Genomic DNA, 24,441 nt, shown 5'->3' on the forward strand with positions numbered 1-24,441 from the left:
GTGCGTTTGTGTTCCTTCCCTTCGATTTCTTCTTCACCGTGCGCCTGCGAACGCAGGCCGCCGCTCTGGTGCTGGCGGCCTGCGCCTCGGGCGCCTGGGCCATTCCCACGTTTGACGAGGTGCGCACGGACTTCAAGCCCTCGGACACCCTGATCCTCTCGCGCGAAGGCGAGGTACTGCAGCGCCTGCGCACCGATGCCACCGTGCGGCGCGGCCAGTGGGTGGCCTTGGCCGATGTGTCCCCCGCGCTGCGCCAGGCGCTGGTGCTCAGCGAAGACAAGCGGTTTTTTGAACACAGCGGCGTGGACTGGCGTGCGGCCTCGGCGGCCGCCTGGGGCAACCTGTGGAACCAGCGCACGCGCGGGGCCAGCACCATCACCATGCAGCTCGCGGGCCTGCTGGACGGGGACTGGCGCCAGGGCCCCGGGGGGCGCACCGTGGTGCAGAAGGTCGGCCAGACCGTGGCGGCCCAGGTGCTGGACCGGCGCTGGCGTAAGGACCAGATCCTGGAGGCCTACCTCAACCTGGTGCCGTTTCGCAGCGAGCTGGTGGGTATTGATGCGTTGAGCCGGACCCTGTTTGGCAAGGCCGCCCACGGCCTGGACGACCGCGAGGCGGCTGTCGCTGCGGCTCTGGTGCGCGCGCCCAATGCCCGGCCCACGCTGGTGGCGCAGCGTGCCTGTGGCGTGCTGCGTGATATGCAGCGGCTGCCGCAGCGCGCTGGTGAAACGACCACCCGGGTGGAGTGCGATGCCTTGGACCTGTTCACCACCGCCGCCTTGCAGCGCCGCGCGTTTGATGCCAGCGAAGGCGTGGCCCCGCACTTTGCGCGCTACCTGTTGCGCCAGCGGCACAAGGACGGCGCGGTGCCCGAACGGGTGCCCAGCACGCTGCGCGGCCCCTTGCAGCGTTTTGCCGTGCAGAGCCTGCAGCAGCACCTGCGCGAGTTGCGCGGGCGCCATGTGGAAGACGGCGCGGTGCTGGTGCTGGACAACGCCACGGGCACGGTGCTGGCCTGGGTCGGCTCGTCCGGCCAGCTCAGCCAGGCCAGCGAGGTGGACGGGGTGCTGGCGTTGCGCCAGCCGGGCTCCACGCTCAAGCCGTTCTTGTACGCCCAGGCGATTGCAGAACGGCGGCTCACGGCGGCCTCGCTGGTGGAGGATTCGCCTGCGCAGATCACCACAGCGGCGGGGCTCTATATCCCGCAGAACTACGACCGCCAGTTCAAGGGCTGGGTGTCCGTGCGCACGGCCCTGGCGGCGTCGCTCAACGTGCCGGCGGTGCGCACGCTGGTCATGGTGACTCCCGACGCTTTCCATCGGCAGCTTGGTGCGGTGGGTTTGCCGTTGCGCGAAAGCGGTGATTATTTTGGCTACAGCCTGGCGCTGGGCAGCCCCGAGGTGCCGCTGCTGCATCTGACCAATGCCTACCGCACGCTCGCCAACGGCGGGCGGGCCAGTCCTGTTGCAATCACGCCGGGCAAAAGCTGGCGGGTGAGCGCCGAAGCCCCGACCGATGCCAAGCCCCGCTTCACCCCGGCCATCGACCCACGCGCTGCTTTCATCGTGGGTGACATCCTGTCCGACGGCAATGCACGCGCCCGCACTTTCGGCACCGACAGCGTGCTGGCTACGCGCTTTTGGAGCGCCGTGAAAACCGGCACCAGCAAAGACATGCGCGACAACTGGGCGGTGGGCTGGTCTGAGCGCTATACCGTGGGCGTATGGGTGGGCAATGCCAGCGGGGCTGCGATGCATGACGTGAGCGGAACCAGCGGCGCGGCGCCTGTCTGGGCGCAGGTGATGGGCTTTTTGCATGCCCGCGAGCCCAGCCGGGCGCCCAAGGCCCCTGGGGGCCTGGTCAGGGCTGCTGTGCGGTTTGGCCCGGGGCAGCCGCCGTCTGCAGGCGTGCCCCAGCCGCTGGAGGCTGCCCGCGACGAATGGTTTGTGCCCAGCACACAGCAGCCTTTGTTTGCTATTGATTCAATAGCTTCAGGGCCATATTCCACTAGCGCATTCGGCCGAAAATCCTCCAAGAATGCTGTGCAGACTCCCACAGCGCCTCCTGCAGGTGTCGCTGCGCGCATCACTGCACCAGCGTCCGGCACGGTGATCGCTCTGGACCCGGACATCCCGCCCACGCGCCAGCGCCTGCAGTTCACCGCCACAGGCGACGCAGTGCAGTGGCGCATGGACGGCAAACCCTTGGGCCGGGGCCCCCGGGTGGCCTGGTTGCCCTGGCCCGGGCGGCATGTGGTGCAGATCACCGACGCGCAGGGCAAGGTGCTGGACGAGGTTCGGTTGGAGGTGCGCGGCGCAGGTGTGGTGTCCGCGCCCCCCCGGGCAGGTGCGCATTGACGCTGGTAAATCCGAGGAATACGGTGTGACTTGGGGCTAAGTCCCAGTTAAGGCGGCTGTTTAAAATAGTTACAAACTATCCCTATGCCCTCTCTTCGCCAGTTTTTCTCTCACCGCCTGATCTGGCTGGCCTTGCTGGTGGCTTTGGGCATTGGTGCGTTGTTTGCCCGCGCTATCTGGACGATCCGCAACGACGAGTGGAGCTACGCGGAGCAGACCAACGCCAACCTGGCGCGCACCCTGGAGCAGGGCCTGGCCTGGTCGCTGGACTCATTTGACAAATCCCTGGAGGGTGTGGCCCGCGAGGTGGCCCGGCCCGATGTGTGGGAGATGCCCCCCGAGCTGCGCTCGCGGGTGGTGTTTGACAACTCGCTGCGCGCACGCGGTGCGGGGGATGTGCTGGTGCTGGATGCGCAGGGCAATGTCATCCTGGACTCGGGCTCCATCGCCCCGCGCAAAGTCAACTTTGCCGACCGAGACTATTTTCTGGCGTTCCGTGATCGGGGCGAGCAGGGGCTGTTCTTTGGCAAGCCCGTGCCATCGCGGGTGACGGGCCTGAACATCCTGCCCATCTCGCGCGCCTACTTCAACGCTGACGGCAGTTTTGCCGGGGTGGTGGTTGGGGCCATCCGCCTGAGCTATTTCAACGAACTGTTTGGCTCGCTGGACTTGGGCTCCAACAGCGGGATCAACATGTTCCGTCAGGACGGGGTGGTGATCTCCCGCTTTCCCTACGGTGATGCCGATGTCGGCAAAACCATTGCAGGCAGCCCCAACCTGCTGCGCTTTCAGGCGGAGGGCACCGGCTCGTTTGTGGGCCGGGCCGCGCTCGACGGCGTAGAGCGTCTGTATTCCTTCCGGCCAGTGGGTAACTACCCCCTGATCCTGAACGTGGCCCAGTCCACCGAAACCATCCTGGCCAAGTGGACGCGCAGCGCCTGGGTGCTGGGCAGTTTTGCGGTGCTGCTGATGGCGGGTTGCCTTGGTCTGGCCCTGCTGTTCGTTCGTGAACTTGTGCTGCGCCAGCAGGTTTCGGCACGCTTGGCAGAGGCCGAGCACGACCTGCGCACCACCCTCGACAACGTGCCCTCCATGATTGCCTACTGGGATGCCAGTATGCACAACCGCTTTGCCAATCGGGCGTCGCTGGAGGAGTTCGGCACGTACCCGGTGCCAGTGCGTGGCCGACACATCAGCGAGCTGGTCAGCGAAACCCGCTACGCCGCCAGCAAGCCCTACTACGACCATGCTTTGGCGGGCGCGCCGCAGTGTTTTGAGCGCACCGACAAGGACTCGCAGGGCCTGCCGCGACACAGCATCGTCTCCTACCTGCCCGATGCGGATGCGCGCGGCGTGGTCACGGGCCTCTTCGTGCAAGTGACGGACATCACCGAGCGCAAGCGCATGGAGAACGAGCTGTTCGACGAGAAAGAGCGCGTGCGCCTGACGTTGCAAGCCATTGGCGACGCAGTGGTCTGCTCAGACGCGAATGGCATGGTGACCTACCTCAACCCGGCGGCCGAGCGCCTCACCGGCTGGCAGGCGTTTGACGCCGCAGGCCACAACGTGGACGAGGTGATCAGCCTGCGCAGCCCCAGCAGCGACCAACCGCTGCCCAGCCCGCGGCGCATCGCCATGCAGCAGGGCACGGCCATGGAAGCAGTGCGCGGCGTGGTGGTGCACCGCACCAACGGCCAGCGTTGTCAGGTGGAAGAAACCGCCAGCCCCATCACCGATCGCCATGGCACGGTGACCGGGTCCGTGGCTGTGTTGCGCGATGTGACCGAGGCCGTGGCCATGGCCGAGCGCATGTCGCACCTGGCCCAGTACGACGCGCTGACCGACCTGCCCAACCGTGTGCTGTTGCAGGACCGCGCCAACCTGGCCATCGCCCAGGCGCGGCGTGAGGGCAAGTCATTGGCCGTGATGTATCTGGACCTGGATGGCTTCAAGGAGGTCAATGACCGCTTGGGCCACGACGTGGGCGATGCGCTGCTGGTGCAGTTTGCCCAGCGCCTGAAGGCTGCTGTGCGGGCATCCGACACCGTGTGCCGCCAAGGGGGTGACGAGTTCGTGGTGCTGCTGCCCGGGCTGGATGGTGCCGAGTCCGCCTGTGGCGTGGCGCGCAAGATCCTGGCGTCATGCGACGAGCCGTTTGATCTGGCGGGGCATCCCCTGCATGTGGGGCTCAGCGGCGGCATTGCGTTGTTTCCCCAGCACGGCGATACGTTTGACTCCCTTTCGCGCCATGCCGACAGTGCCATGTATGCCGCCAAACGCGGCGGCCGCATGCGCTTCATGCTCTACCAGGGGCCACACGCCGAGCCCGAGGTGGTGTTGCCCGACGCAACGGTGGGCAGTGCCAAGTAGCCGTTTGGTCTGCAACTGGCGATCTTTTGGCGAATGAATTGCTATTGAAAATATAGCTGCTTGTGCTTGCCATTCCAGCGCAATCCCGGGTTTTTGCTATGTATCGGCGCGAACCGCGCTTCATGGCGGCAGGGGGCGCTGGAAATTTGTTGCAGCCCATCGAAATAATTTTGATGGCTGGCCCGTGCGCCACCGCCTACCATTCGGCGCATTCCCCATTCTGGAGAGCCTGCGTGCCCAATCTGTCCAAAATCACCTGTATCGAAGACCTGCGTGTCATTGCCAAGCGCCGCGTGCCGCGCATGTTTTATGACTACGCCGATTCGGGCTCGTACACCGAGGGCACTTACCGCGCCAACACCGCCGACTTTCAGGGCATCAAGCTGCGCCAGCGCGTGGCCGTGAACATGGAAGGCCGCAGCACGCGCACCACCATGATCGGGCACGATGTGGCCATGCCGGTGGCCATTGCGCCCACGGGCCTCACGGGCATGCAGCATGCCGATGGCGAGATCCTGGGGGCGCGGGCCGCCAAGGCGTTTGGCATTCCGTTCACGCTGTCCACCATGAGCATCTGCTCCATCGAGGACATTGCCGAACACACGGCGCGCCACCCGTTCTGGTTCCAGCTGTATGTGATGCGCGACCGCGATTTTATCGAGCGCCTGATCGACCGTGCCAAGGCAGCCAACTGCTCGGCGCTGCAACTCACGCTGGACCTCCAGATCCTGGGCCAGCGCCACAAGGACATCAAGAACGGCCTGTCCACACCGCCCAGGCCCACCATTGCCAACCTCATCAACCTGGCCACCAAGCCACACTGGTGCCTGGGCATGCTGGGCACCAAACGCCGCACCTTCGGAAACATCGTGGGCCACGCCAAGGGCGTGGGCGATTTATCGTCGCTGTCGTCCTGGACGGCCGAGCAGTTTGACCCGCAGCTCAACTGGGGCGATGTGGAGTGGATCAAGAAGCGCTGGGGCGGCAAGCTGATCCTCAAGGGCATCATGGACGCCGAGGACGCCCGCCTGGCCGTGAACAGCGGCGCCGATGCGCTCATCGTCAGCAACCATGGCGGCCGCCAGCTCGACGGAGCCCCTTCGTCGATTGCCGCGCTGCCCGGCATTGCCGAGGCCGTGGCCCAGATGGGCGGTGGCATCGAAGTCTGGATGGACGGCGGCATCCGCAGCGGGCAGGACGTGCTCAAGGCCCGCGCGCTGGGCGCACAGGGCACCCTGATCGGGCGCAGCTTTTTGTACGGCCTGGGCGCCTATGGCGAGGCGGGCGTGACACGCGCGCTGCAGATCATCCAGAAGGAGCTGGACATCACCATGGCGTTTTGTGGCCATACCAATATCAACACGGTGGATTCCTCCATCCTGTTGCCGGGCACCTTTCCGACCGCCTGAGTCGAGCCAGGCCCATCACCGGGTGGGCGCCACCGGCGCAGGCGCAGGCAGACGTTTGAGCGTGGCCAGATAGGCCACGACATCCTCGCGGTCGCGCGCATCGTCGAGCTGGTAGTCCATGCCCTGGCCGGGGATCAGCGCCTCAGGGTCAGTCAGCCAGGCCTTGAGCGTGGCCCGTGTCCACAGCAACTTGCTCGTGCGCAGAGCGGGCGAATAGTCAAAATCCTTCAGCGCTCCTGCGCGGCGGCCCACCACGCCCCGGTGCGCGGGGCCATCGCCATGCTCGTCTGTGCTGTGACAGCTACTGCAATGTGCGGCGTAGAGCGCGCGGCCACGATCCACCGACTGGGCGTTGCTGGGGCTGTGAGCCACCCACAGGAGGGCAATGACCGCCCCAACAAGACGAACATGGGACAGCGGCAGGTGGGTGGGCATCGTGGGTGATTGACAAAAAAAGGGGCGTGCGTGAAGACCTTCCGCACGGAGGCGAATGGGGCGAATAGGGCATGAGCCCCTGTAATACGCGCCATGCGCTCGGCTGGATTCAACCCTTTCATCCCTTTGGGGTGTTGGTGGCGCCGGGTGGCGCCCCGCACAGATTCTGGGCGCAGTTCCTTTTTTTGTTCAGCGCAGCACATCCAAAGTGCTCGCTGTGGCGTATTCACCTACAGCAAAGCCCCGCAACCCCTTGTGAACAGACCAATCCCAGACAATGGGCGCATGAGCACCCTCTACCCAGACAGTGAACTGATGGACCTCCTTGACCGCATCGCCGCGCAGGACGATTCCGCGCTGAAAAAGCTGTACGAGCGCACATCGTCCCAGCTTTTTGGCCTGGCCCTGCGCATTGTTCGCAACCGCGATGCGGCCGAGGATGTGCTGCAGGAGGCTTTCATGGGCATCTGGCGCGGTGCGGGCAACTACCGTGCATCGCTGAGCCCGCCCATGGCCTGGATGGGGCTCATCGTGCGCAGCCGGGCGCTGGATTCCTTGCGCAAGCGCACCAGCGACCGGGCCGACCTGATGAACGAGCTGGACGACGATATGGCGCAGATCCTGGAAGGCAACTCGCCCAACCCCATGGATGCTGCCGACGCCAGCGAGCAGGCCTTCGCGCTGCACCAATGCCTGGGCAAGCTCGACCACAAGCAGCGTGAGGTGGTGAGCCTCGCCTACCTGCGTGACCAAAGCCATGGCGAGCTGGCCGAGCAGCTCAAGCTGCCGCTGGGCACCGTCAAGACCTGGATTCGCCGGGGGTTGGAGCAGTTGCGCACCTGCATGGCGCGGTACGCCTGAGAACGCAAAGGCCACCATGAACATTACCCAGCACCCCGATCTGCTCGACCGCCTGGCCGCCAGCTATGCCCTGGGCACATTGCGCGGCGGTGCCCGCCGCCGTTTTGAAACCCTGGCCCGTGAGCACGCCACTGTGCGTGCCGCTGCCCTGGTGTGGCAGACCCGCTGGTCGGGCCTGACCGAGCTTCAACCCACCGTACAGCCTGCGCCGGCCGTGTGGACACGCATCGACAACTTGCTGCGGGCCGACCAATCTGCGCAGGCCATGCGTGCCGCCCGGGTGCCCGAGTCCACGCAGACTGCCGGAGGCTGGTGGCGCAACCTGCTGGTGTGGCGTGGTGCCTCTGCCGTGGGCGCCCTGGCCACCCTGGCAGCCGTGGTGGTGGGTGTGCAGATCAACGGAGGCTTGCGCACCACTAAGGGGGCGCAAATTGCCGCTTTGCAGCAGCAGTTGCAGGTCGCGCCCCAGATCCAGTATGTGGCGGTGTTGGCCGATGACAAGGCCGCCGCGTCGATGCTGGTCACCTTCGACCCCAAGAACAACCAGTTGGTGCTGCAGCGCGTGGGGGGCTTTCAGGAGGGCACCGACAAGTCCCTGCAGCTATGGGCGTTGCCGCCTGCGGGTGGTCCGCGCTCGCTGGGCGTGTTGGGGCAGGACAAACTGCTCAAGCTCGTGGCGGGCGAGGCCGACGTGAAGCAAGTGCCTACGCTGGCCATCAGCCTGGAGCCCAAAGGGGGTGTTCCCAGCGAGACCGGGCCCACGGGCCCCGTGCTGTTCAAGGGTGAGCTGATTCAGCGCATGCTCTGACACCGGTTCGTGTTGGGTCGGTGGGCGCCCTTTCGAGGGGGCTGTTCCGGTGGTGTGGGTCAACGAAGGGGTTGTAGGGGTTTTCCTTCTGGGCAAATTTTTTGTGGTTTTTGAATCCACCGGGGCGCGCGGGCCGTAAGTAGAAGGCAACATCTTCTTACAACCCATTTCTGCACTGGAGACCACGATGAAACACTGGCACCGAACCACTCTGCTGGCGGCCCTCGCAACCACCGCCGGACTGGCCCAGGCCGACACCGGCAAGTTGCTGCTCACCGCCGGTGTCAGCACCATTGCGGGGTCAGCGGGCGGTGGGCTTACCCCCTGGGCGGTGATCGGCAGCAACGCCACCGAGGGCGAAATCGGTTTCAGCGGCTACGCCACACGTGCAGCTACCAAGGACTACAGCCTCAACGGCTATGGCGTGGCCCTGGGCCTGCACGACAGGGTGGAGCTGTCGCTGGCGCGCCAGGACTTTGATGCATCTCCCGCCATCGCCTTGAACGGCATAGCGCCGTTTGGCGTGGCACCCGGCCAGCACATCAAGATGGACGTGATCGGCATCAAGGTGAAGGTGGCGGGTGATGCCGTGCTGGAGGCAGATTCGTTCATGCCACAAATCGCCGTGGGCATCGAACACAAACAGACGCATCCCGGCTCCATCGGGTCTGTGCTCGACTTTTTGGGCACCAAGACCAGTGGCACCGATCTGTATGTCAGTGCCACCAAGCTGCTCTTGGCCCAAAGCCTGCTGGTCAACGGCACGCTGCGCTACACCAACGCCAACCAGAACGGCCTGCTGGGCTTTGGCTCTGCCGCGCCGGGCAAAAACAGCCGCAGCCTGCAACCCGAGTTTTCAGTGGCGTACCTCATCAACAAAAATCTGGCAGTGGGTGCTGAATACCGCTTCAAGCCCAACAACCTGCAGGCCTTGGGCGCTGCGGCCGGCTTGGGGTCTGCGCTGCGCGAGGACGACTGGAAGGACCTCTTCATTGCCTGGGCGCCCAGCAAGAACCTGTCGCTGACGCTGGCGTATGTCGATCTGGGCCGCATCGTACCCGGCATCACCAACAACCGCCGCCAGACGGGTTACTACCTCTCTGCCCAGGTGGCCTTTTGAGCCCGCAGCGGCCATTCACCCCCATTTTGTGAGACCCCCATGAAACACCACACCTTCATCGCCTTGGGCCTGTCCGTTGTCAGCCTGCTGGCCGCGCCCGCCCTGGCACAGACCACCGCCGCCCCCGCAACTACCGCCACCATTGCGGTGGCCCCTGCAGGTCTTTACACAGCCCTGGGCGAAAAGCCCGGTATCACGCGCCTGATGGATGATTTCGTGAACCGCGTCGTTAAAGACCCACGCATTGGAGGCCACTTCAAGGACGTGAAACCCGCAGCGCTGAAAGAGAGCCTGACCGACCAGATCTGCCAGTTGAGCGGCGGCCCTTGCAAATACGAAGGCGCTGACATGAAATCGGCCCATGCCGACATGGACATCAACAAGGGCCACTTCAATGCCCTGGTGGAGGTGCTGCAAAGCGCCATGGACGCCCAGGGCATACCGTTCGCTCAGCAAAACCGTCTGCTGGCCTTGCTGGCGCCTATGCACCGTGATGTGATCACCCAGCGATGAAATGATGAAAAATACTATCGTTTTGATAGCTGCTAGCGCTTTATTTACTTGCGCTAGCGCCGGAAATGTTCAAATTCAGGTGCTGGACCGCGAGGGCAAGCCCGTGCCCGATGCCGTGGTGGTGATGTACCCCGGTGCGGCCGGGGCAGCGGCACCCAGCCTGTTGCAGCCGAGCCCCACCATTGAGCAGGAGCGCATGCGCTTTGTGCCCGCCGTCACGGTGGTGATGCCCGGCAGCACTGTGCGCTTCACCAACCAGGACCGCTGGGACCACCACGTGCGTGGCAACCCGGCCGGGGGCACTGCAAGCCCTGCGGGTGCGGCTGTTGCGCCCGCGGCGGCCAGCACCAACTTCGAGTTGCGCCTGGCGGGCAAGGCCGATGGCAAACCGGCCAACTTCGCTGATGTGAAGCTCGATACACCGGGTGTGGTGTTGCTGGGCTGCCACCTGCACGGCTCCATGCGCGGCCACGTGTTCGTGACCGATTCGGCCTGGACGCTCAAGACCGACAACGATGGCATTGCCCGGTTTGCCAGTGTGCCGGACGGTGCCGCCCAGGTGCGGGTGTGGCACGCCGAGCAGTTGGTGGACCTGCCACGCAAGGCCTTGAATGTGGTGCCCGGCCCGGTGCTCGACACGGTGCAGCTCAGCGTGGTGCCACGTGTGCGCCGCGCGCCCCCCGCAGCGCCCACCAACACGCCGGGCGGGCCCATGGGGTCGTACAGCCAGGCACCTGCGCCATCCCACGGCTCCCATCTCCACTCCGGCAGCTGACCCACCACCACGGCGGGTGGTCCACTGGGTGGCGGGTCTGTGGGGGCGACCGAGACCCCGCAGCCTTCCTTTTTGTCGGTGCTTATCCCGGCAGCCTGAGCCCACCTGACCCTGAAGGCGCCGTGTTGGCGCTGCTCTTGGTGGCGCCGACGGGTGCGCTGCTGCTCGTGTCCTGCTTGACGCTGCCCGCAGGGGCGTTCAGGTACAGGTAAAGCGCCTGCGCATCCACGTCGCTGAGCTGCCCCAGCGACTCGAAAGGCATCACCTGGATGGCCGTTCCATCGGAGCGCTTGCCGGTGCGCAGCATGTTCACAAAACTCGTTGCGTTGGGGTAGCGTGCGAGGGCACTGTCGGCGCTGCTGGTGCCGGGGCGGATATCCGCTGCCGCTGGCCAGTCGGGCGGCCCGCCGGGGATCTTGCCGCCCGACAGGTCCGCGCCATGGCAGCCAATGCACATGTTGGCCACATACTGCCCGTTGGCCAGCGTCACGCCCGCAGCGGTGGGGCGCGAGGGCGCCAGTTGGTGGTCGATGCGCGATGCGGCATCGGGGATGGCACCCAGGCCATACAGTACCCAGGCGGGCTGTGGCAGCTCAATCACGGCCGGCGTTGTGCCTGCCTGGGGCGGCAGTTGGCGCACATACGACACCAGGGCATTGAGGTCGTCGTTGGTGAGCCGGTTGTAGTCCTCGCTGGGCATCACCAACACCGGGCGTCCGTTGGGCTTGACGCCGTGGCGGATGGCACTGTTCCAGTCTTCGGGTTGGTAGCGTGCCACCACTCCCGCAGGCGTGATGTTGGGGCCTGCCAGGCGCGTGCCCTTGCCATCGTTGACGAATTCGCGGCCTGCGCCCTGGGCACCGTGGCAGTCGGTGCAGCCGCGCGATGCATACAGGTAGCGCCCGCGCTCGATGGTCTGCGCATCGGTGGTGTAGGCCACGGGGCGGGGCTTGATGTCGATGTAGCGGTTGCGCTTTTGCTCGGCCAGGTACAGGCCGCTGGCTGCGGTGGCAATAACAACGACACCGAGCAGCAGCGCGCTGCCTGCGGTCCATTTGATCCAGCGTTTCATGGTGGTATCCCTCTTCTTCGAATGAATGAACGACTGAACGAATCAGTGTGTCCAGGCGCCGGATTCTGGGTTCGAAGAAGCGGTTTGTGACCCCCTCACGCTGCAGGGCAAGGCGGGGCCGGTGACTTTTGTCACAAACGGCCCGCCGGTGTAGGCAATTTCCCGGTGCTCAGCGCTCGATGGTCTTGTTCCAGCGCGCGTTCCAGGCGGGGCGGTTCGCGTTCACGCTGTCCCAGTCCAGCGTCACGGCGTTTTTCATACACTGGCTGATCTGCGCTACTTGTGCAGCACCTTCACCCACAGCCGGCGCCTTGGGGTTGGTAGGGATCTGCGCGCCAAACTGCAGCACGTTGGCCTGGGCCAGCGGGCTCAGCAGAAACTCGGCCAGCTTTTGCGCCAGCTCGGGCTCGCTGTTCTTGGCGATCACGCACTGGCCGGTCATCAGCACCACCGAGCCTTCTTTGGGCTGCGCGTATTCGACGGGAATGCCCTTGGCCTTGAGGGCGGCCACGCTGGTCGGTGTGAGCGGGAATAGGGCCGCTTCACCCGTTTGCACCATCTCTGAAATCTTGGCCGAGCTGGGGATGTATTCCAGCACGTTGGGCCCAATCGTCTTGGCCCAGTTGGTAAAGCCTGGCTCCACGTTCTTGTCGTTGCCGCCCTGGATGCGGTTGAACATCAAAAAGCCGTGCAGACCAAACGAAGAGGAGGGCATGGACTGGAACACCACTTTGCCTTTGTACTTGGGGTCTGCAAAGTCCATCCACGACGTGGGCGCAGCCCAGCCCTTCTCGGCAAACATCTTGGTGTTGTAGGCAATGCCCGTCATGCCCAGGCTCACGCCGCTGGCCAAGTCGTCCTTGAAGCGGGCCGCCGGGTAGATGTCGTTCAGGTGCGGGTTGGGGCGCTGCTTCTCGCACAGGCCCATGCCCATGGCGCGCACCATGATGCCGTCGTCCAGAAACATCACGTGCATCTGTGGCTTGTCCTTGTTGGCCTGGGCCTTGGCCAGGATGTCGGACGAAGTGCCTGGCACCACCACCACCTTCACGCCATGCAGCTTTTCAAACGCCGGGAACACGTACTGTGTGTACGCCTTCTCCATCGTGCCGCCATTCATGCCGATGTACAGCGTCTTGGTTTGCGCGGTAGCGGTGCCTGCTGCGGCCACGGCTGCCAGTGCGGCGGCCGCCAAGAGAGCGCGGCGGGTGCTGCGTGTGAAGCGAGGGGAGAAGGTCATGGTGGTTTCCTTTCTGGTGGGGGATGGGGAAGGCGCGTCGGTGGCTGACGTGGTCAGTGGGCAGCGGCAGTGCTGGCCACTTCAGCCACCGTCGTTGGGAGAAATCGCTCAATGGCAAACGCCGCAATCGGCGTGGTGCTGCGGCCGTCGAGCGCCAGCTCGGCCAGCACCTCGCCCACGCCGGGGCCGATCTGAAAGCCCGCACCGGCAAAGCCAAAGCCGTGGATCAGGCCGGGCGTGGTGTGGCTCTTGCCCAGCACGGGCTGGCGGTCGGGCAAGTAGCCCTCGGTGCCGCTCCAGGTGCGAATGAAGTGTGCGTTTTTGAGCTGCGGCAGCAGCTCTACCGCCTGCACTGCCAATGTGGCGATGGCGCTGCGCTCCGAGCGGGCGCGGTCGGCATCCAGTGCCACACCGGCGCCACCGCCCAGCACCAGGTTGCCGCGTGCCACCTGGCGGCAGTAGATGCCGCCACCTTCCACGCCCAGGCTCCAATGCATGAAAAAGGGCAAGGGCTCGGTCACCGCCATGGCGGGGTGGCCCGAGTGGATGGGCACTGCCTCGCCAAACTGCGCCGCCAGCGCACCGGCCCAGGCGCCCGCGCAGTTGATGAGTACCGGGGCGCGCACGGTCACGGCGGTGCCAGAGCGCACGGTGAACAGCTTGCCGTCGTGCTCCACCGACGTCATCGGTGTGCGCTCCAGAATCTGCGCGCCCGCGCGCCGTGCGGCCAGTGCGAACGCGGGCGACACCAGGCGCGGGTTGGCTTGGCCGTCATCGGGGCATAGCGACCCGCCCATCGCACGCCCGCCCAGCCACGGGCAGCGCTCGCGCAGGGTGGCGCCAGAAATCAGTTGAATGCCCAGGTCGAAGTCGCGGCTCACCTCCGCATACTTTTCCAGCGAAGCCATGTCCGCCTCGCTGCGGCCGATCTTGAAGTGCCCGCTGCGCTGGTATTCGCCATCGGTGCCAATCAGCGCGGGCAGATTGGCCCATACCTGGTGCGCGCGCTGCGCCAGCGGCAGCTGGCTCACAGGGCGCCCCTGGCGGCGCACGCCGCCGTAGTTCACGCCGCTGGAGCGGGAGCCACACAGGTCGCGCTCCAGCAGCACCACGCTGACGCCCTTGCGGCGCAACGCCAGCGCGGCCGATGCGCCCATGATGCCACCGCCCACGATGGCGACGTCGGTGTCTATCACTCGGGTGCTGGTGGTCATGCGGTGTGCTCCGCCGTGGCGCTGGCAGCGCCAGCGGCCTGGGCCTGCAGATGGATCGGAATCGGCTTGATGGGTGCTTGCCCGCGCAGGCGTCCCACCAGCTCCACCGGCTTGCCCGTCGCCTGGGCCAGGATCTCAGCCGCAGCCACGCCGCACATGCGGCCCTGGCAGCGGCCCATGCCCACGCGGGTCAGGGCTTTCAGGCGGTTCATTTCGTCGGCCCCGGCGTCGCGCGCGCAGGCGCGCAGCTCACCGGCTGTGATGTTCTCGCAGCGGCACACCACCAACGCATCGGGCGCGTTGACGGCCCAGTCGGTGGGGAAGGGGAAGGCGCGCTCCAGCCCTTGTCTGAAAGGCATGAGCTTCGTCAGCTTGCTTTCCAACTCCGCAGCGCGTGCGGCATCGACCTTCACCCCGTGGTCGGCCAGCAGCGCCAGCGCGGCGCGCTCGCCCGCCCATTCAGCGGCGTCCGCGCCCATGATGCCCGCACCATCGCCCGCCAGGTACACGCCTGGCACGCTGGTGCGGCCTGCGCTGTCGCGCTCGGGCAGTTGGGCGCGGTGCATGGGGGCCCAGGCAAAGCGGCAGCCCAGCAGGTCGGCCAGTTGGGTTTCGGACCGCAGGGCATAGCCAAAGCCCACGGCGTCGCAGGGCACGCTGTGCTCACTCCGGCCGTCGCTCCATACCACGGCGTTCACCCGTGTTTCGCCCTCCACACGCACGGGCCGCACGCCGGTGTGCACGGCCACGCCATGGGCACGCAGCCAGCCCACGTAGTACAGGCCCTTGGCCAGCACGGAAGGCTGGGTCAGCATGCCGGGCAGGGCGGCCAGCTGGTCGGCAAAGCGGGCGGTGTCGAGCACCGCCGCCACCTTCACACCCGCCTGTGCGCCTGCCTTGGCGTATTGGTACGCCACCAGGTACAGCAGCGGCCCGGTGCCCATCAGCACCACGTTACGGCCAATGGTGCAGCCCTGAAACTTCAGCGCCACCTGCGCGCCGCCCAGTGTGTAGACCCCTGGAAGTGTCCAGCCCGGCACGGGCAGCACGCGGTCGGTGGCGCCGCTGGCCACGATGAGCTGGCCGTAGGGCACCGTGCGCGTGGTCTGCGTGGGGCCGTGCAGCACGTCAAGCTGGCCGCCCTGGGCGTTCCATACCAGGCTGTTGGGTTGATAGTCGATGTGCGCGTACAGACCATCCAACGTGCTGTGCAGCGCTGTGGCGCGGTGGGCCTCGGTGCCGTACAGCGTTTGCGCGCTGCGTGCAAAGTGGGCGGGCGGGCGGCGGTAGATTTGCCCGCCGCCGCGTGCAGATTCGTCCATTACCACAGGCCGCACGCCATGCGCCACCAGGGTTTGCGCGGCGCGAATGCCTGCGGGGCCTGCGCCCACGATCACGGGTTGCAAGGTGGGGGCGATCATTCGGCCCCTCCGGTAGTCAGCTGCATGCCCGCCTGGATGAAGGTGGCGCAAGACCGCAGGCGTTCGCCCGTGGCAGTCATCACCCAGCAGTCCTGGCACGCGCCCATCAGGCAAAAGCCTGCGCGCGGCTCGTGGCTGAACTCGTTGCGGCGCAACTGGGCGCGGTGGGTGAGGATGGCCGTGAGCACCGTGTCGCCTTCGAGCGCCGTGGCGGGCTCGCCGTCGAGCACGAAGGGCACGGGCGCGCGGTCCTTTTCGGCCACGCGATGGAGCAAGGGTTGGCGGTAACTCATGGTTGCGGTGCTCATTTATTTCCGACCTACCAAGACGCGGTCGAGCCCGTACACCCGGTCCAACACCACCATGGCGCAGGCAGTCAAGGCCACCATGAGTGCCGACACGGCCGCCATCAAGGGGTCAATCGACTCGGTGGCGTACATGTACATGCGCACCGGCAGCGTCACCGTGCTGGGCGAGGTGACAAAGATCGACATGGTCACTTCGTCAAAGCTGTTGATGAAGGCCAGCATCCAACCACCGGTCACGCCGGGCAAGATCATCGGCAGCGTGATGCGCGTGAATACCGTGGCCTGGCTGGCGCCCAGCGACAGGGCTGCGTGCTCGGCACTGCGGTCAAACCCCACCAGCGCCGCCACCACCAGCCGCAGCGTGTAGGGCGTGACGATGAGCGCATGCGCAAACACCAGCCAGCCAAAGCTGCCGGTGCCCCCCAGCAGCGCAAACAGCCGCAGCAGGGCCACGCCCAGCACCAGGTGCGGAATGATCAGTGGCGACAAAAACAAGCCATTGAGAAAGCCGCGCCCCGCAAACTCGTAGCGCGTGATGGCAATGCCCGCAGGCACGGCCAGCACCGTGGCCAGCGTGGCCGACGCCAGGGCCAGCCACAGGCTGTTCCAGAACGACTGCATGAAGTCCGAATGCTCGAACACCGCCTTGAACCAGCGCAGCGAGAACTCGGTGGTGGGCAGCGTCAGCGTGTTGTGCGGCGTGAATGCCACGATGCACACCACCAGCAGCGGGGCGAGCATGAAGGTGATGACCAACGCGTTGAACGCGAGGGCGAGGGGGCCGTTTTTTTGCATCGTGCTCACCCGAGAGATTTTTTGTAGCGGCCCTCAACCAAGCGGTTGTAGCTCAGCATGACCACGAGGTTGGCCACCAGCAGCGTCAGCGCAATCGCTGCGCCCAGGGGCCAGTTCAGCTCGTGCAGGTACTCGTCGTACACCACCGTGGCCACCATCTTCAGCCGCCGCCCGCCCAGCAGGCCGGGGATGGCAAACGAGCTAGCCGCGAGCCCAAACACGATCAGGCTGCCCGACAAAATGCCCGGCAGCACCTGCGGCAACACAATGCGCCGCAGCGTGGTCAACGGAGTGGCTTGCAGCGACAGCGCCGCGTTCTCGACACCAGGGTCCAGCTTCTGCAGTGAGGTCCACACGGGGATCACCATGAACGGCAGCATCACATGCACCAGTGCAATCACAACAGCGATCTCTGTGTAGAGCATCTTCACCGGGCCAAATCCCAGCAGCCCGAATAGCCCGTTCACCAGCCCCTCCGGCCCCAGCAGCATGCTCCAGCCAAAGGCGCGCACCACCACCGACACCAGCAGCGGTGCCAGCACCACCAGCAGCAAGATAGAGCGCCACGGGCTGCCCATGCGGCTCAAAATGTAGGCCTGCGGCGCGCCAATGGCCACGCAGATCAGCGTGACCAGCCCGGCAATCCAGAACGTGCGCCAGAAGATGGCGTGGTAGTACGAATCGGTGAACACATGCGCGTAATGCACCAGCGTGAACTCGCCCGCCTTCACCCCCGTGGCCGGGTCGAACGCGTTGAACGACAGCACTGCCGTGAGCGCCAGCGGCACCAGCAGCAGCACCGTGAACAGCGCCAGTGCCGGGGCCGAAAGCCACCAGGGCGCCGCCTTTTTGTGCAGCAAGGTGGTGGCCAGGCTCATGGCGCCACCTCGGCGGCGATGTCCTCCGCTTCCAGCTCGGCCATCGCTGTTTCATCGGCAGGCAATAAGCGCATGCAGTGGTCGGGCCAGTCCACGCCCGTGCGTTCGCCTTCGGCCAGGTCGGGGCGGCCATCGTTGGGCGTCAGCACCATCAGGTCGCCCACGGGCGTGCCGATGCGGTACAGCCACTGGCTGCCCAAAAAGAAGCGCTCGCACACCTGGCCATCCAGGCGGCCCTGCACGGCGGGCACCAGTTGCACTTTTTCAGGCCGCACGCTCAGCAGCACGGCGGCACCGGGGCGAAAGCGCTGGCCCGCCACCGCCACAGTCAGCCCGCCCACGGCCACATGCGTGTGCATGCCGCCAGCGGTGGTGACCTTGCCCGGCAGCAGGTTGGCCTTGCCCACAAAGGTCGAGATAAAGCGCGTGCGCGGGTGCTCGTACACGCGGTGCGGGTGGTCGATCTGCGTGGCGCGGCCGGCCTCCATCACCACCACGCGGTCGCTGATGGACATGGCCTCGCTCTGGTCGTGCGTGACCATGATGGTGGTGGTGCCCACCTTGCGCTGAATCTGTCGCAGCTCAAACTGCATTTCTTCGCGCAGCTTTGCGTCGAGGTTGGACAAGGGCTCGTCCAGCAGCAGCACGGGCGGCTCGATCACCAGCGCGCGGGCCAAGGCTACCCGCTGACGCTGCCCGCCCGAAAGCTCGCGGGGGTAGCGCGTGGCGTGCGCCTCCAGGTGCACCAGCGACAGCGCCTGGGCCACGCGCTCGGCACGCTCTGCCTTGGGCACCTTGCGCATCTCTAGCCCAAAGCTCACGTTGGCCGCCACCGTCATGTGCGGGAACAGCGCATAGCTTTGGAACACGATGCCCAGCCCGCGCGTATTGGCCTTGGCGTGGGTGATGTCCTTGCCATCCAGCTCAATCCGCCCGCTGGTCACCGCCTCAAACCCCGCCACCATCTGCAGCGTGGTCGTCTTGCCGCAGCCCGAGGGCCCCAGCAGCGACACAAATTCACCCTTTTGCACCGTGAGGTTCATGGCCTGCACCGCGCAGGTGCTGCCATAGAACTTGGTCACATCCGTGAGCTTGAGAAACGACATGGCGAAAGCCTTTCCGGTGGGGCCACTGCACGGCTTGCCTTGAGGGCTGCGCGTGCCACCTGCTGTGGAGTTGCATGGAGGGGCTGCGCGCCTGTGGGGGGTGTTTGCACCGGGGTGGTGCAAACACCGCACAAAGGTTGAAGCAGCTACTGGTTTCAATTGAATCTATTGCAATAAACAAACCAGAACGCTTCGGGTATTCCACTAAACGAAAGTTTTATTGAATTTATTCCGTTCAATGAAATATGATGCCTTCAGTTTGAACAAGCAATTCCACAGGAGCGAGGTATGGAAGCAGCATCAACCGCACCCATCGCTTCAGGCGGCGTACCCCGGGTGTTTGCCGTCATCCGGGCCCTGTCAGCCTTGCAGGCCGAGGGCGGGCGAGTCACCCAATTGGCGCGTGCCGTGGGCTTGACGCAGGGCACCACGCACCGTTTGCTGCAATCGCTGGTGGCAGAGGGCATGGTCGAGCAGGACGAGCGCAGCAAGCTCTACCGCCTGAGCATGGACTTTTTTGCCCTGGCTGCTAAGGCCGGCAACCCCGGCGACCTGCGCAGCCTGTGCCGCCCGGCGCTGCTGCGCCTGTGCGCCAGCCTGGGCGACAGCATCTTTTTGTTGGTGCGCAGCGGGTTCGACGCCGTATGCCTGGACCGCAGCGAAGGCCCGTTCCCCATCCGCTCCTTCACCGGCGACATCGGCGGCCGCGTGGCCCTGGGCGTGGGGCAGGGCGCGCTGGCCATCCTGGCCTTTTTGCCCGAGGCCGAGCGCGAAGAGGTCATCCGTTTCAACCTCTCGCGCGTGCGGGAGTACGGTGTGTTTGACGAGGTCTATCTGCGCACCGAGATCGAGCGCGTGCGCCAGCTGGGCTACGCGGGCCGCAATACCGGCTTGCTCGAAGGCATGGCGGGCGTGGCTGTGCCTATTTGCGACCGCGAAGGGAGGGCTGTGGCGGCGCTGAGCGTCGGGACCATTTCTGCGCGCCTCAACGATGACCGATTACCGACGGTGGTGGAGTTGCTCAAACGCGAGGCGGCGGCGATGGGGCCGAAGATCAATCCGTTTGATGCGACGCTGCGGCGGCCGGCGCAGAGCCTGGCGGGATCGCCGCCAGAGCAGAGGGTTGTGCTGCCTGCCGCAGACTTGAGCGCTGGGGTGGACAGCGCAGATTGAAAGGCTGGCGCCCACTGAGGGAGGCGACGTGATGTCACGCTGCATCGCCTAGCCGAGTGCTCCTAGCGCCCGTTGAGTGCCGTCGCCGCGTGCGCGGCAATGCGCGTTGTGCGTGGAACGCTGTGGCGCAGAAAGTACGGTTCACGCGCACCCTGCCCGTGGATGTAAGTGCCCCTTTATAGTGCGCGCTCCATGACCGTTTTTCACCGTCACCAGCGCGTCGCGAAGCTTGGTCTACCCTTCATGTTCTTGAAAGCAAAACGGCCACCATGGGTCCTTCACTTCTTCAGCAAGCCACTCCGGAATACCTGAACCAATGCCGCGCAGCGCAAGCCGCCGAGCAGCAACACTCCCTCGCCAGCACCAACAACTGGGCGCATGTTGACAAGCCCCAGGCGCACGCTGATTTCGATGCGTTCTACAAAGAACTGGCACCGCTGATCGATGCGAACGATCCTGCGTCGCCAGCGATCCAGACGCTGATGGCCAAGCACTACGCCATCGCATCGCGCTTCTACGCCCCATCGCGCGATGCATATGTGGGCACGGCGCTGTTCTATGAAGACAACGCGGACATGAAGGCGTTTCACAACGGGTATCACCCGCGGATGGTGGAATTTTTGGGGGATGCGGTGTATCGGTATGCGCGGGGAAATTTGAGCTAGATGGGTGGGCTGCGGGACGGGCTAGCCGCCCCTACTTTGCGGAGCCGATCTCGTCCCGCGAGCTTGACCGGAGGACAACGTTGCACCCATTGCTGCAGGCGATGTCGGCCCCCTGAATTCATGGCCTGGGCTACGCAGCGGTCATTCATGCGCTAGTGACTCCTCGGACCCCGTGGCCCGCTTCAAAGCACTGCTGACCTTGCCAGCCAGCCGGTATGGTCATGACGCCTGAACGTCCGCTGACCTCGGCCAATTTGGCGTGAACTTACCTGCGGCTCAATGAACCCGCAGCACCTCAAACTGCTGCCGGATTGGAGCGACCTGTATCGACACCTCATCACCCTCGCATTTACCCAGAATGGCCCTGCCCAAAGGAGCTTCGCTGCTGATGACTTGAACGAGCTGAGCGCCGCTGACCAACTTCATGCTGCCACCATCCGGGCCGAGGAAGAGCTGGTGCTGCTTGTCGTCGGAATCGATCAGGCAGACCAGCGCGCCGAGCTGAATACCTTGACTGGCGTCGTAGGGGCGCGGGCGGAATTGGCGCCAATGGGCCATCGCCTGGCGGATGGCTTCGGCGCGCCGAGCTTGGCCGGTGGCCAGGTAGGCGGCTTCGAGTCCCAATGTGTCGTATTTGTTTTCTGCGATGTTTTCTTCGTGGGTCGCCGTTTCATGGGCCGCCCGCACTGCCTGTTCGGCTTGCAGAAGGTCTTCGGCGAGCCGTTCCAGCACCTGCTGCTGCAACAAGAATTTATCCATGATGAAAGGTCGGCATCTCGAACAAGCGAGGGGGTAGGTCTTGATTGCGAAGGGCTCCACCAGCCTTCGACGCTTCTGTTGGCTGCCGCTTAACTTCAGCGATGGGCGCTGTCCTGTCGCCCATGTCGGTGCTTCGAACGGCAGGGGCCGGCGGATAGTACCCCTTTGCTCGAGCGAAGCGAGTGTCAGCAACCAGCCTGGAGCAGCCGCTGACAAGTCAGCCGACTTAAACTAACTCATTGTCAATTAGATTAGTCATTCAGAATTCTCTGGGCAAGCTCCAAGGCGTCCTTGGGGCTCAGCCAGTCAGGGCGTGTGCGGCCCTTTGCAGTGTCACAACTAAGCACTGCATCGATCATCTGTCCGGGAATGCCGGTGAGACCAACTCGCGCACCCACAAGCCCTCCGACGATGCAGGCATTCGTATCTGTATCGCCTCCATACCCTAGGACATTTTGCAGTGCATCGAAAAACGGGGTACCGCGCAGCATGTGATGAAAAGCATGGACAAAGGCGATACGCACAAACCCCATGCTGGGTTGTCCGTCTGGCAACTTGCCATTTGAGGCGTCTTCAAGCCATCCGTACACTTCCGCGGAGTCGCTTTTTGGGGCAAGTGAGAGTGCCCAGTTCGCCAGTTCAAACGCACCCATGCTGTCATCGGGATGGAGTAGCAAATGCCGGATGGCAACAACGTAGGCGGCGCCGGCCCACAGGCAGCTTGGATTCGGATGAGTGAGGCGTGTATCGCCGCACGCAGCTCTCACCGCATCTTCAGGTGACACTCCTGTAGACCAGATGCCCAGCGCACTGGCTCTCATCAGAGCTCCATTCGCCTTGGAGCCCATGTTGTAAATCGCCGCTCTGCTGGAAACGGCATCGGCTATGGCCTCACCGACTTCGATCGGTCCGCCGAGTGCAGCATAAGTAGCCTGCCCCATGTCAAAGGGCTTGCTGGCGACCCATGCGCGATAGTTGGCCGCGACCTTCTCTCGTGGAAATTGCAAAGAACCTGCGAGGGAACGGGCGAGCGAGAGAGTCATCTCTCCATCGTCTGTGATTTGGCCTGGAGCCAGTCCAAAGACGCCTCCGCCTTTCATCGCCAACGCTTCTGCCACATCTGCTTGCGTAGGCTTTCTTCCCAGGAACTCCAATCGAGATCCTGCGGCGTCGCCGACCAACGCGCCGAGCAAGCATCCTTGAGCCAAGTTCCGGATGGAATTCATACTTTCCTTCCCAAGGAAAACTGCTCCAGCTGCGTACAGGTATCGACATCAAAAGGAGGCATGTCGGGTGCATCTTCAGCCATCCACCGACGTAGTTCTCGAGTGACGAAGTCTGCAAACACTGCCATCGAGTCCTGATCGTTAGGAATCGATTCGCCTGTCGGCCCCAGAGCCCGAAAACTCCACAGATAGCCCATCCAAGTGACTCGCAGCCACACGTTACCATCCTTACCGCGCCAGAAGTCTGCGACGGAAGACTGGGGTCCGGAAAAGCCACCCAGAATTGTGCAGCCCACTCCTGGCACTACGCAGCGCCTCAGACCCTTCGCGTAAAACGCAGGCAGGCCTGTCACCCTGAAGGCGCTAGTTGGACTCAAGGCTAGTCCATTTCTTGCCAAAGAGTTCCTTGCTGTCCGTTACCAATGGGCCGAACTCGTGGGTCTCAGGATTGAGAATGCGGTAGCCTGTCTCTGCCTTTTTCTTGGTATTCCATTGGTACAGCAGCACCTTGCCAATCTGGTAGCGATCGGCCACGCGTTCCATGCGTGCGATGTCCTCAGCTGACGGTGTCTTTGCAGCGCCACCCTTGACCTGAATGAGCATGATGTCCAAGAGATCGAGATGCTTGAGATCGGCGTCCTCGGGTTCCTCTGAGAGGTCCCAACGCTTTCTGATGGCCAGGATGTCAACGATGCCTGCTGATTCACGGCCCTTCGGCCCTGGAAAGTCGACCCATTGCCAGCGGCCACCATGTTTTCGTGATTCGCGGATCAAGTGGGCCTTGGCCAATGTCGTAGCCTTCTTTGCAGTATCGATGGCACTTTTTGCAGCCTCCTGCCATTTTTTGGCCGTACCAGCTCCATCAATCGATGTGCCCTGTTCTGGCGTATCGACGTAACTGGCAACCTCCGTTGGAATATTGATCTTTTTACGCATCAGGGCCTCCCGCAACAAAGAAATTCTTGGTGCTCAGTTCAGACTCACCGTCCCAACGGTAAGCGACCAGCGGACCACCTTTCCCTGCGCTGTAATCAACACACGCAATCTTGCTGCCCTGAAGCACCGGCTTGCCCTGCATCCAGTAGTGGCCAATGAAAACCGGCTTGCACTGATCGTAAGTCGGTCTGCTTTGCGCTGGCACAGTCACCTTAGGCAGCGACATGCGCGCCTCGTCAGGCATGAGCGCTAAATCTCTGTAGCTATGGCTGTTTTCGTCCCACCAGCGAATTCGGACATTGCGCCGCTCGTGCCCGTCCTTGTCGAGAAACGCGTGCCTGTCAGGGAGCGCGACTTCCAAGCCTTTGGTCAAACCCTCAACGGCTTGAAATACCGAGTCGCCCTGACGGCTCGCCCGGACCATCAACTCCCTGGTCAATGTTTGCGACGGCCCCATTAGAGGTTTCAGTTCCGAGATGTAGTCGTCATGCCAACAAGCATGAATTACTCGCAATTCGGGTAGGTCCAGCCACAGCGGCAGGGTGAGGAACCACTCGATGATTTCATCGTGTAGCCGCGTCCCTTCAACCTCCGCCAGGAAATGCTGGTGCTGTAGACGGTTCTTGGATCCGGTTTCACCGTGGCGAGGACGCAGAAAGTGCCCTTGTGCGGCACCTGCTGGGTCTGCGGTGTGCCACGCAATGGCATTGAACTCGTGATTCCCTAGGATTGCCAGGGCATTTTGAGACTCCACCATGGCCCGAACGATCCTGTACGTGTCCACCTGTCGAGGGCCCCTGTCGATGTAGTCGCCCACAAAGATGGCTTTCCGGTGGGGGTGCTGAAATGCCCCGGCTTTAAGCCGATACCCCATCCCTTCCAAGAGAGCCTCTAACTTGCTCGCCTGACCATGTACGTCTCCGATGATGTCGTAGCCCATGAGACCCCTCTTAGTTGCATAATGCCACTATTGTGCATGTGTTAGTGGTGATTTGCAACT

At 64.2% G+C, this 24,441-nt stretch carries 23 protein-coding genes; 10 read left to right on the forward strand and 13 right to left on the reverse strand.

Going from position 1 to position 24,441, the window contains the following annotated elements:
• Positions 1–8 precede the first annotated feature (8 nt).
• The 3 genes from pbpC (at position 9) to CLU85_RS07425 (ending at position 6,136) form a co-directional block, all read left to right on the forward strand.
• Complete coding sequence (pbpC, locus tag CLU85_RS07415) at positions 9–2,357, forward strand: penicillin-binding protein 1C (protein ID WP_369858168.1); 2,349 nt, start codon at positions 9–11, stop codon at positions 2,355–2,357.
• An 84-nt stretch (positions 2,358–2,441) separates the two neighbouring features.
• Entirely contained in the window at positions 2,442–4,727 is a 2,286-nt protein-coding gene (locus CLU85_RS07420; RefSeq protein ID WP_100409707.1) for a diguanylate cyclase domain-containing protein, read from the forward strand.
• Between the two features lie 233 nt (positions 4,728–4,960).
• Positions 4,961–6,136 carry an alpha-hydroxy acid oxidase gene (locus CLU85_RS07425; protein WP_100409708.1) on the forward strand — a complete coding sequence of 392 codons (1,176 nt, stop codon included), beginning with the start codon at positions 4,961–4,963 and terminating at the stop codon, positions 6,134–6,136.
• A gap of 15 nt (positions 6,137–6,151) precedes the next feature.
• On the opposite strand, the gene CLU85_RS07430 is transcribed toward CLU85_RS07425, so the two are convergent.
• Positions 6,152–6,571, reverse strand: coding sequence for a cytochrome c family protein (locus CLU85_RS07430; protein ID WP_198509151.1), 420 nt, complete (start codon positions 6,569–6,571; stop codon positions 6,152–6,154).
• A 285-nt stretch (positions 6,572–6,856) separates the two neighbouring features.
• Here CLU85_RS07430 and CLU85_RS07435 point away from each other — a divergent pair, with 285 nt between their 5' ends.
• From CLU85_RS07435 to CLU85_RS07455, 5 genes are all read left to right on the forward strand, one after another.
• A complete protein-coding gene (locus tag CLU85_RS07435; protein ID WP_100409709.1) occupies positions 6,857–7,432 on the forward strand; it encodes an RNA polymerase sigma factor in 576 nt (191 codons plus the stop codon).
• A gap of 16 nt (positions 7,433–7,448) precedes the next feature.
• Positions 7,449–8,240 (forward strand): anti-sigma factor domain-containing protein, encoded by a 792-nt coding sequence (locus tag CLU85_RS07440; RefSeq protein ID WP_100409710.1) that lies wholly within the window; start codon positions 7,449–7,451, stop codon positions 8,238–8,240.
• 187 nt (positions 8,241–8,427) lie between these two features.
• Positions 8,428–9,360 carry a DUF3034 family protein gene (locus CLU85_RS07445; RefSeq protein WP_100409711.1) on the forward strand — a complete coding sequence of 311 codons (933 nt, stop codon included), beginning with the start codon at positions 8,428–8,430 and terminating at the stop codon, positions 9,358–9,360.
• A gap of 39 nt (positions 9,361–9,399) precedes the next feature.
• Positions 9,400–9,873 (forward strand): group 1 truncated hemoglobin, encoded by a 474-nt coding sequence (locus CLU85_RS07450; protein WP_100409712.1) that lies wholly within the window; start codon positions 9,400–9,402, stop codon positions 9,871–9,873.
• Between the two features lie 79 nt (positions 9,874–9,952).
• Complete coding sequence (locus CLU85_RS07455; RefSeq protein ID WP_100409713.1) at positions 9,953–10,648, forward strand: plastocyanin; 696 nt, start codon at positions 9,953–9,955, stop codon at positions 10,646–10,648.
• A gap of 82 nt (positions 10,649–10,730) precedes the next feature.
• Here CLU85_RS07455 and CLU85_RS07460 read toward each other — a convergent pair whose 3' ends face one another.
• From CLU85_RS07460 to CLU85_RS07495, 8 genes are all read right to left on the reverse strand, one after another.
• Positions 10,731–11,720, reverse strand: coding sequence for a c-type cytochrome (locus tag CLU85_RS07460; protein WP_100409714.1), 990 nt, complete (start codon positions 11,718–11,720; stop codon positions 10,731–10,733).
• A gap of 169 nt (positions 11,721–11,889) precedes the next feature.
• On the reverse strand, positions 11,890–12,960 hold the full coding sequence (locus tag CLU85_RS07465; protein ID WP_100409715.1) for an ABC transporter substrate-binding protein: 1,071 nt from the start codon (positions 12,958–12,960) through the stop codon (positions 11,890–11,892).
• Between the two features lie 53 nt (positions 12,961–13,013).
• Complete coding sequence (locus CLU85_RS07470) at positions 13,014–14,174, reverse strand: FAD-binding oxidoreductase (protein WP_100409716.1); 1,161 nt, start codon at positions 14,172–14,174, stop codon at positions 13,014–13,016.
• Positions 14,171–15,595, reverse strand: a complete 1,425-nt coding sequence (locus CLU85_RS07475; RefSeq protein WP_100409717.1) for an NAD(P)/FAD-dependent oxidoreductase — start codon at positions 15,593–15,595, stop codon at positions 14,171–14,173. The genes CLU85_RS07470 and CLU85_RS07475 overlap by 4 nt, the downstream gene beginning before the upstream one ends.
• Positions 15,592–15,888: a (2Fe-2S)-binding protein gene (locus CLU85_RS07480; RefSeq protein ID WP_100412419.1), complete on the reverse strand. Its 297-nt coding sequence runs from the start codon at positions 15,886–15,888 to the stop codon at positions 15,592–15,594. Before CLU85_RS07480 ends, CLU85_RS07475 begins: the two co-directional genes overlap by 4 nt.
• Positions 15,889–15,903: 15 nt before the next feature.
• Positions 15,904–16,698 carry an ABC transporter permease gene (locus tag CLU85_RS07485; protein WP_100409718.1) on the reverse strand — a complete coding sequence of 265 codons (795 nt, stop codon included), beginning with the start codon at positions 16,696–16,698 and terminating at the stop codon, positions 15,904–15,906.
• Positions 16,699–16,703: 5 nt separating this feature from the next.
• Complete coding sequence (locus CLU85_RS07490) at positions 16,704–17,576, reverse strand: ABC transporter permease (RefSeq protein WP_100409719.1); 873 nt, start codon at positions 17,574–17,576, stop codon at positions 16,704–16,706.
• The gene (locus CLU85_RS07495; RefSeq protein WP_100409720.1) at positions 17,573–18,682 is read right to left on the reverse strand and encodes an ABC transporter ATP-binding protein; all 1,110 of its coding nucleotides are present in this window, start codon (positions 18,680–18,682) and stop codon (positions 17,573–17,575) included. The genes CLU85_RS07490 and CLU85_RS07495 overlap by 4 nt, the downstream gene beginning before the upstream one ends.
• Before the next feature lie 288 nt (positions 18,683–18,970).
• Between CLU85_RS07495 and CLU85_RS07500 the strand changes: the two genes are divergently transcribed.
• Entirely contained in the window at positions 18,971–19,855 is an 885-nt protein-coding gene (locus CLU85_RS07500) for an IclR family transcriptional regulator (protein WP_100409721.1), read from the forward strand.
• 269 nt (positions 19,856–20,124) lie between these two features.
• The gene (locus tag CLU85_RS07505; protein WP_100409722.1) at positions 20,125–20,520 is read left to right on the forward strand and encodes a TipAS antibiotic-recognition domain-containing protein; all 396 of its coding nucleotides are present in this window, start codon (positions 20,125–20,127) and stop codon (positions 20,518–20,520) included.
• Positions 20,521–20,796: 276 nt separating this feature from the next.
• Here CLU85_RS07505 and CLU85_RS07510 read toward each other — a convergent pair whose 3' ends face one another.
• From CLU85_RS07510 to CLU85_RS07525, 4 genes are all read right to left on the reverse strand, one after another.
• Positions 20,797–21,279: a GreA/GreB family elongation factor gene (locus tag CLU85_RS07510; RefSeq protein ID WP_100409723.1), complete on the reverse strand. Its 483-nt coding sequence runs from the start codon at positions 21,277–21,279 to the stop codon at positions 20,797–20,799.
• A gap of 251 nt (positions 21,280–21,530) precedes the next feature.
• A complete protein-coding gene (locus CLU85_RS07515) occupies positions 21,531–22,505 on the reverse strand; it encodes an ADP-ribosylglycohydrolase family protein (protein WP_100409724.1) in 975 nt (324 codons plus the stop codon).
• A gap of 363 nt (positions 22,506–22,868) precedes the next feature.
• Positions 22,869–23,441, reverse strand: a complete 573-nt coding sequence (locus CLU85_RS07520) for a hypothetical protein (protein ID WP_100409725.1) — start codon at positions 23,439–23,441, stop codon at positions 22,869–22,871.
• Positions 23,434–24,381: a metallophosphoesterase gene (locus CLU85_RS07525; protein WP_100409726.1), complete on the reverse strand. Its 948-nt coding sequence runs from the start codon at positions 24,379–24,381 to the stop codon at positions 23,434–23,436. The genes CLU85_RS07520 and CLU85_RS07525 overlap by 8 nt, the downstream gene beginning before the upstream one ends.
• Between the last annotated feature and the right edge of the window lie 60 nt (positions 24,382–24,441).

The sequence above is a fragment of the Acidovorax sp. 69 genome, from assembly GCF_002797445.1.
Lineage (GTDB): Bacteria > Pseudomonadota > Gammaproteobacteria > Burkholderiales > Burkholderiaceae_C > Acidovorax.

Coding starts and splice junctions, on each gene's coding strand:
- CLU85_RS07420 (WP_100409707.1), top strand. CDS start 2,442: ATGCCCTCTCTTCGCCAGTTTTTCTCTCACCGCCTGATCTGGCTGGCC.
- CLU85_RS07500 (WP_100409721.1), top strand. CDS start 18,971: ATGGAAGCAGCATCAACCGCACCCATCGCTTCAGGCGGCGTACCCCGG.
- CLU85_RS07445 (WP_100409711.1), top strand. CDS start 8,428: ATGAAACACTGGCACCGAACCACTCTGCTGGCGGCCCTCGCAACCACC.
- CLU85_RS07470 (WP_100409716.1), bottom strand. CDS start 14,174: ATGACCACCAGCACCCGAGTGATAGACACCGACGTCGCCATCGTGGGC.
- CLU85_RS07480 (WP_100412419.1), bottom strand. CDS start 15,888: ATGAGTTACCGCCAACCCTTGCTCCATCGCGTGGCCGAAAAGGACCGC.
- CLU85_RS07510 (WP_100409723.1), bottom strand. CDS start 21,279: ATGGATAAATTCTTGTTGCAGCAGCAGGTGCTGGAACGGCTCGCCGAA.
- CLU85_RS07460 (WP_100409714.1), bottom strand. CDS start 11,720: ATGAAACGCTGGATCAAATGGACCGCAGGCAGCGCGCTGCTGCTCGGT.
- CLU85_RS07465 (WP_100409715.1), bottom strand. CDS start 12,960: ATGACCTTCTCCCCTCGCTTCACACGCAGCACCCGCCGCGCTCTCTTG.
- CLU85_RS07485 (WP_100409718.1), bottom strand. CDS start 16,698: ATGCAAAAAAACGGCCCCCTCGCCCTCGCGTTCAACGCGTTGGTCATC.
- CLU85_RS07430 (WP_198509151.1), bottom strand. CDS start 6,571: ATGCCCACCCACCTGCCGCTGTCCCATGTTCGTCTTGTTGGGGCGGTC.
- CLU85_RS07450 (WP_100409712.1), top strand. CDS start 9,400: ATGAAACACCACACCTTCATCGCCTTGGGCCTGTCCGTTGTCAGCCTG.
- CLU85_RS07525 (WP_100409726.1), bottom strand. CDS start 24,381: ATGGGCTACGACATCATCGGAGACGTACATGGTCAGGCGAGCAAGTTA.
- CLU85_RS07505 (WP_100409722.1), top strand. CDS start 20,125: ATGGGTCCTTCACTTCTTCAGCAAGCCACTCCGGAATACCTGAACCAA.
- CLU85_RS07475 (WP_100409717.1), bottom strand. CDS start 15,595: ATGATCGCCCCCACCTTGCAACCCGTGATCGTGGGCGCAGGCCCCGCA.
- CLU85_RS07435 (WP_100409709.1), top strand. CDS start 6,857: ATGAGCACCCTCTACCCAGACAGTGAACTGATGGACCTCCTTGACCGC.
- CLU85_RS07515 (WP_100409724.1), bottom strand. CDS start 22,505: ATGAATTCCATCCGGAACTTGGCTCAAGGATGCTTGCTCGGCGCGTTG.
- CLU85_RS07490 (WP_100409719.1), bottom strand. CDS start 17,576: ATGAGCCTGGCCACCACCTTGCTGCACAAAAAGGCGGCGCCCTGGTGG.
- CLU85_RS07495 (WP_100409720.1), bottom strand. CDS start 18,682: ATGTCGTTTCTCAAGCTCACGGATGTGACCAAGTTCTATGGCAGCACC.
- CLU85_RS07520 (WP_100409725.1), bottom strand. CDS start 23,441: ATGCGTAAAAAGATCAATATTCCAACGGAGGTTGCCAGTTACGTCGAT.
- CLU85_RS07440 (WP_100409710.1), top strand. CDS start 7,449: ATGAACATTACCCAGCACCCCGATCTGCTCGACCGCCTGGCCGCCAGC.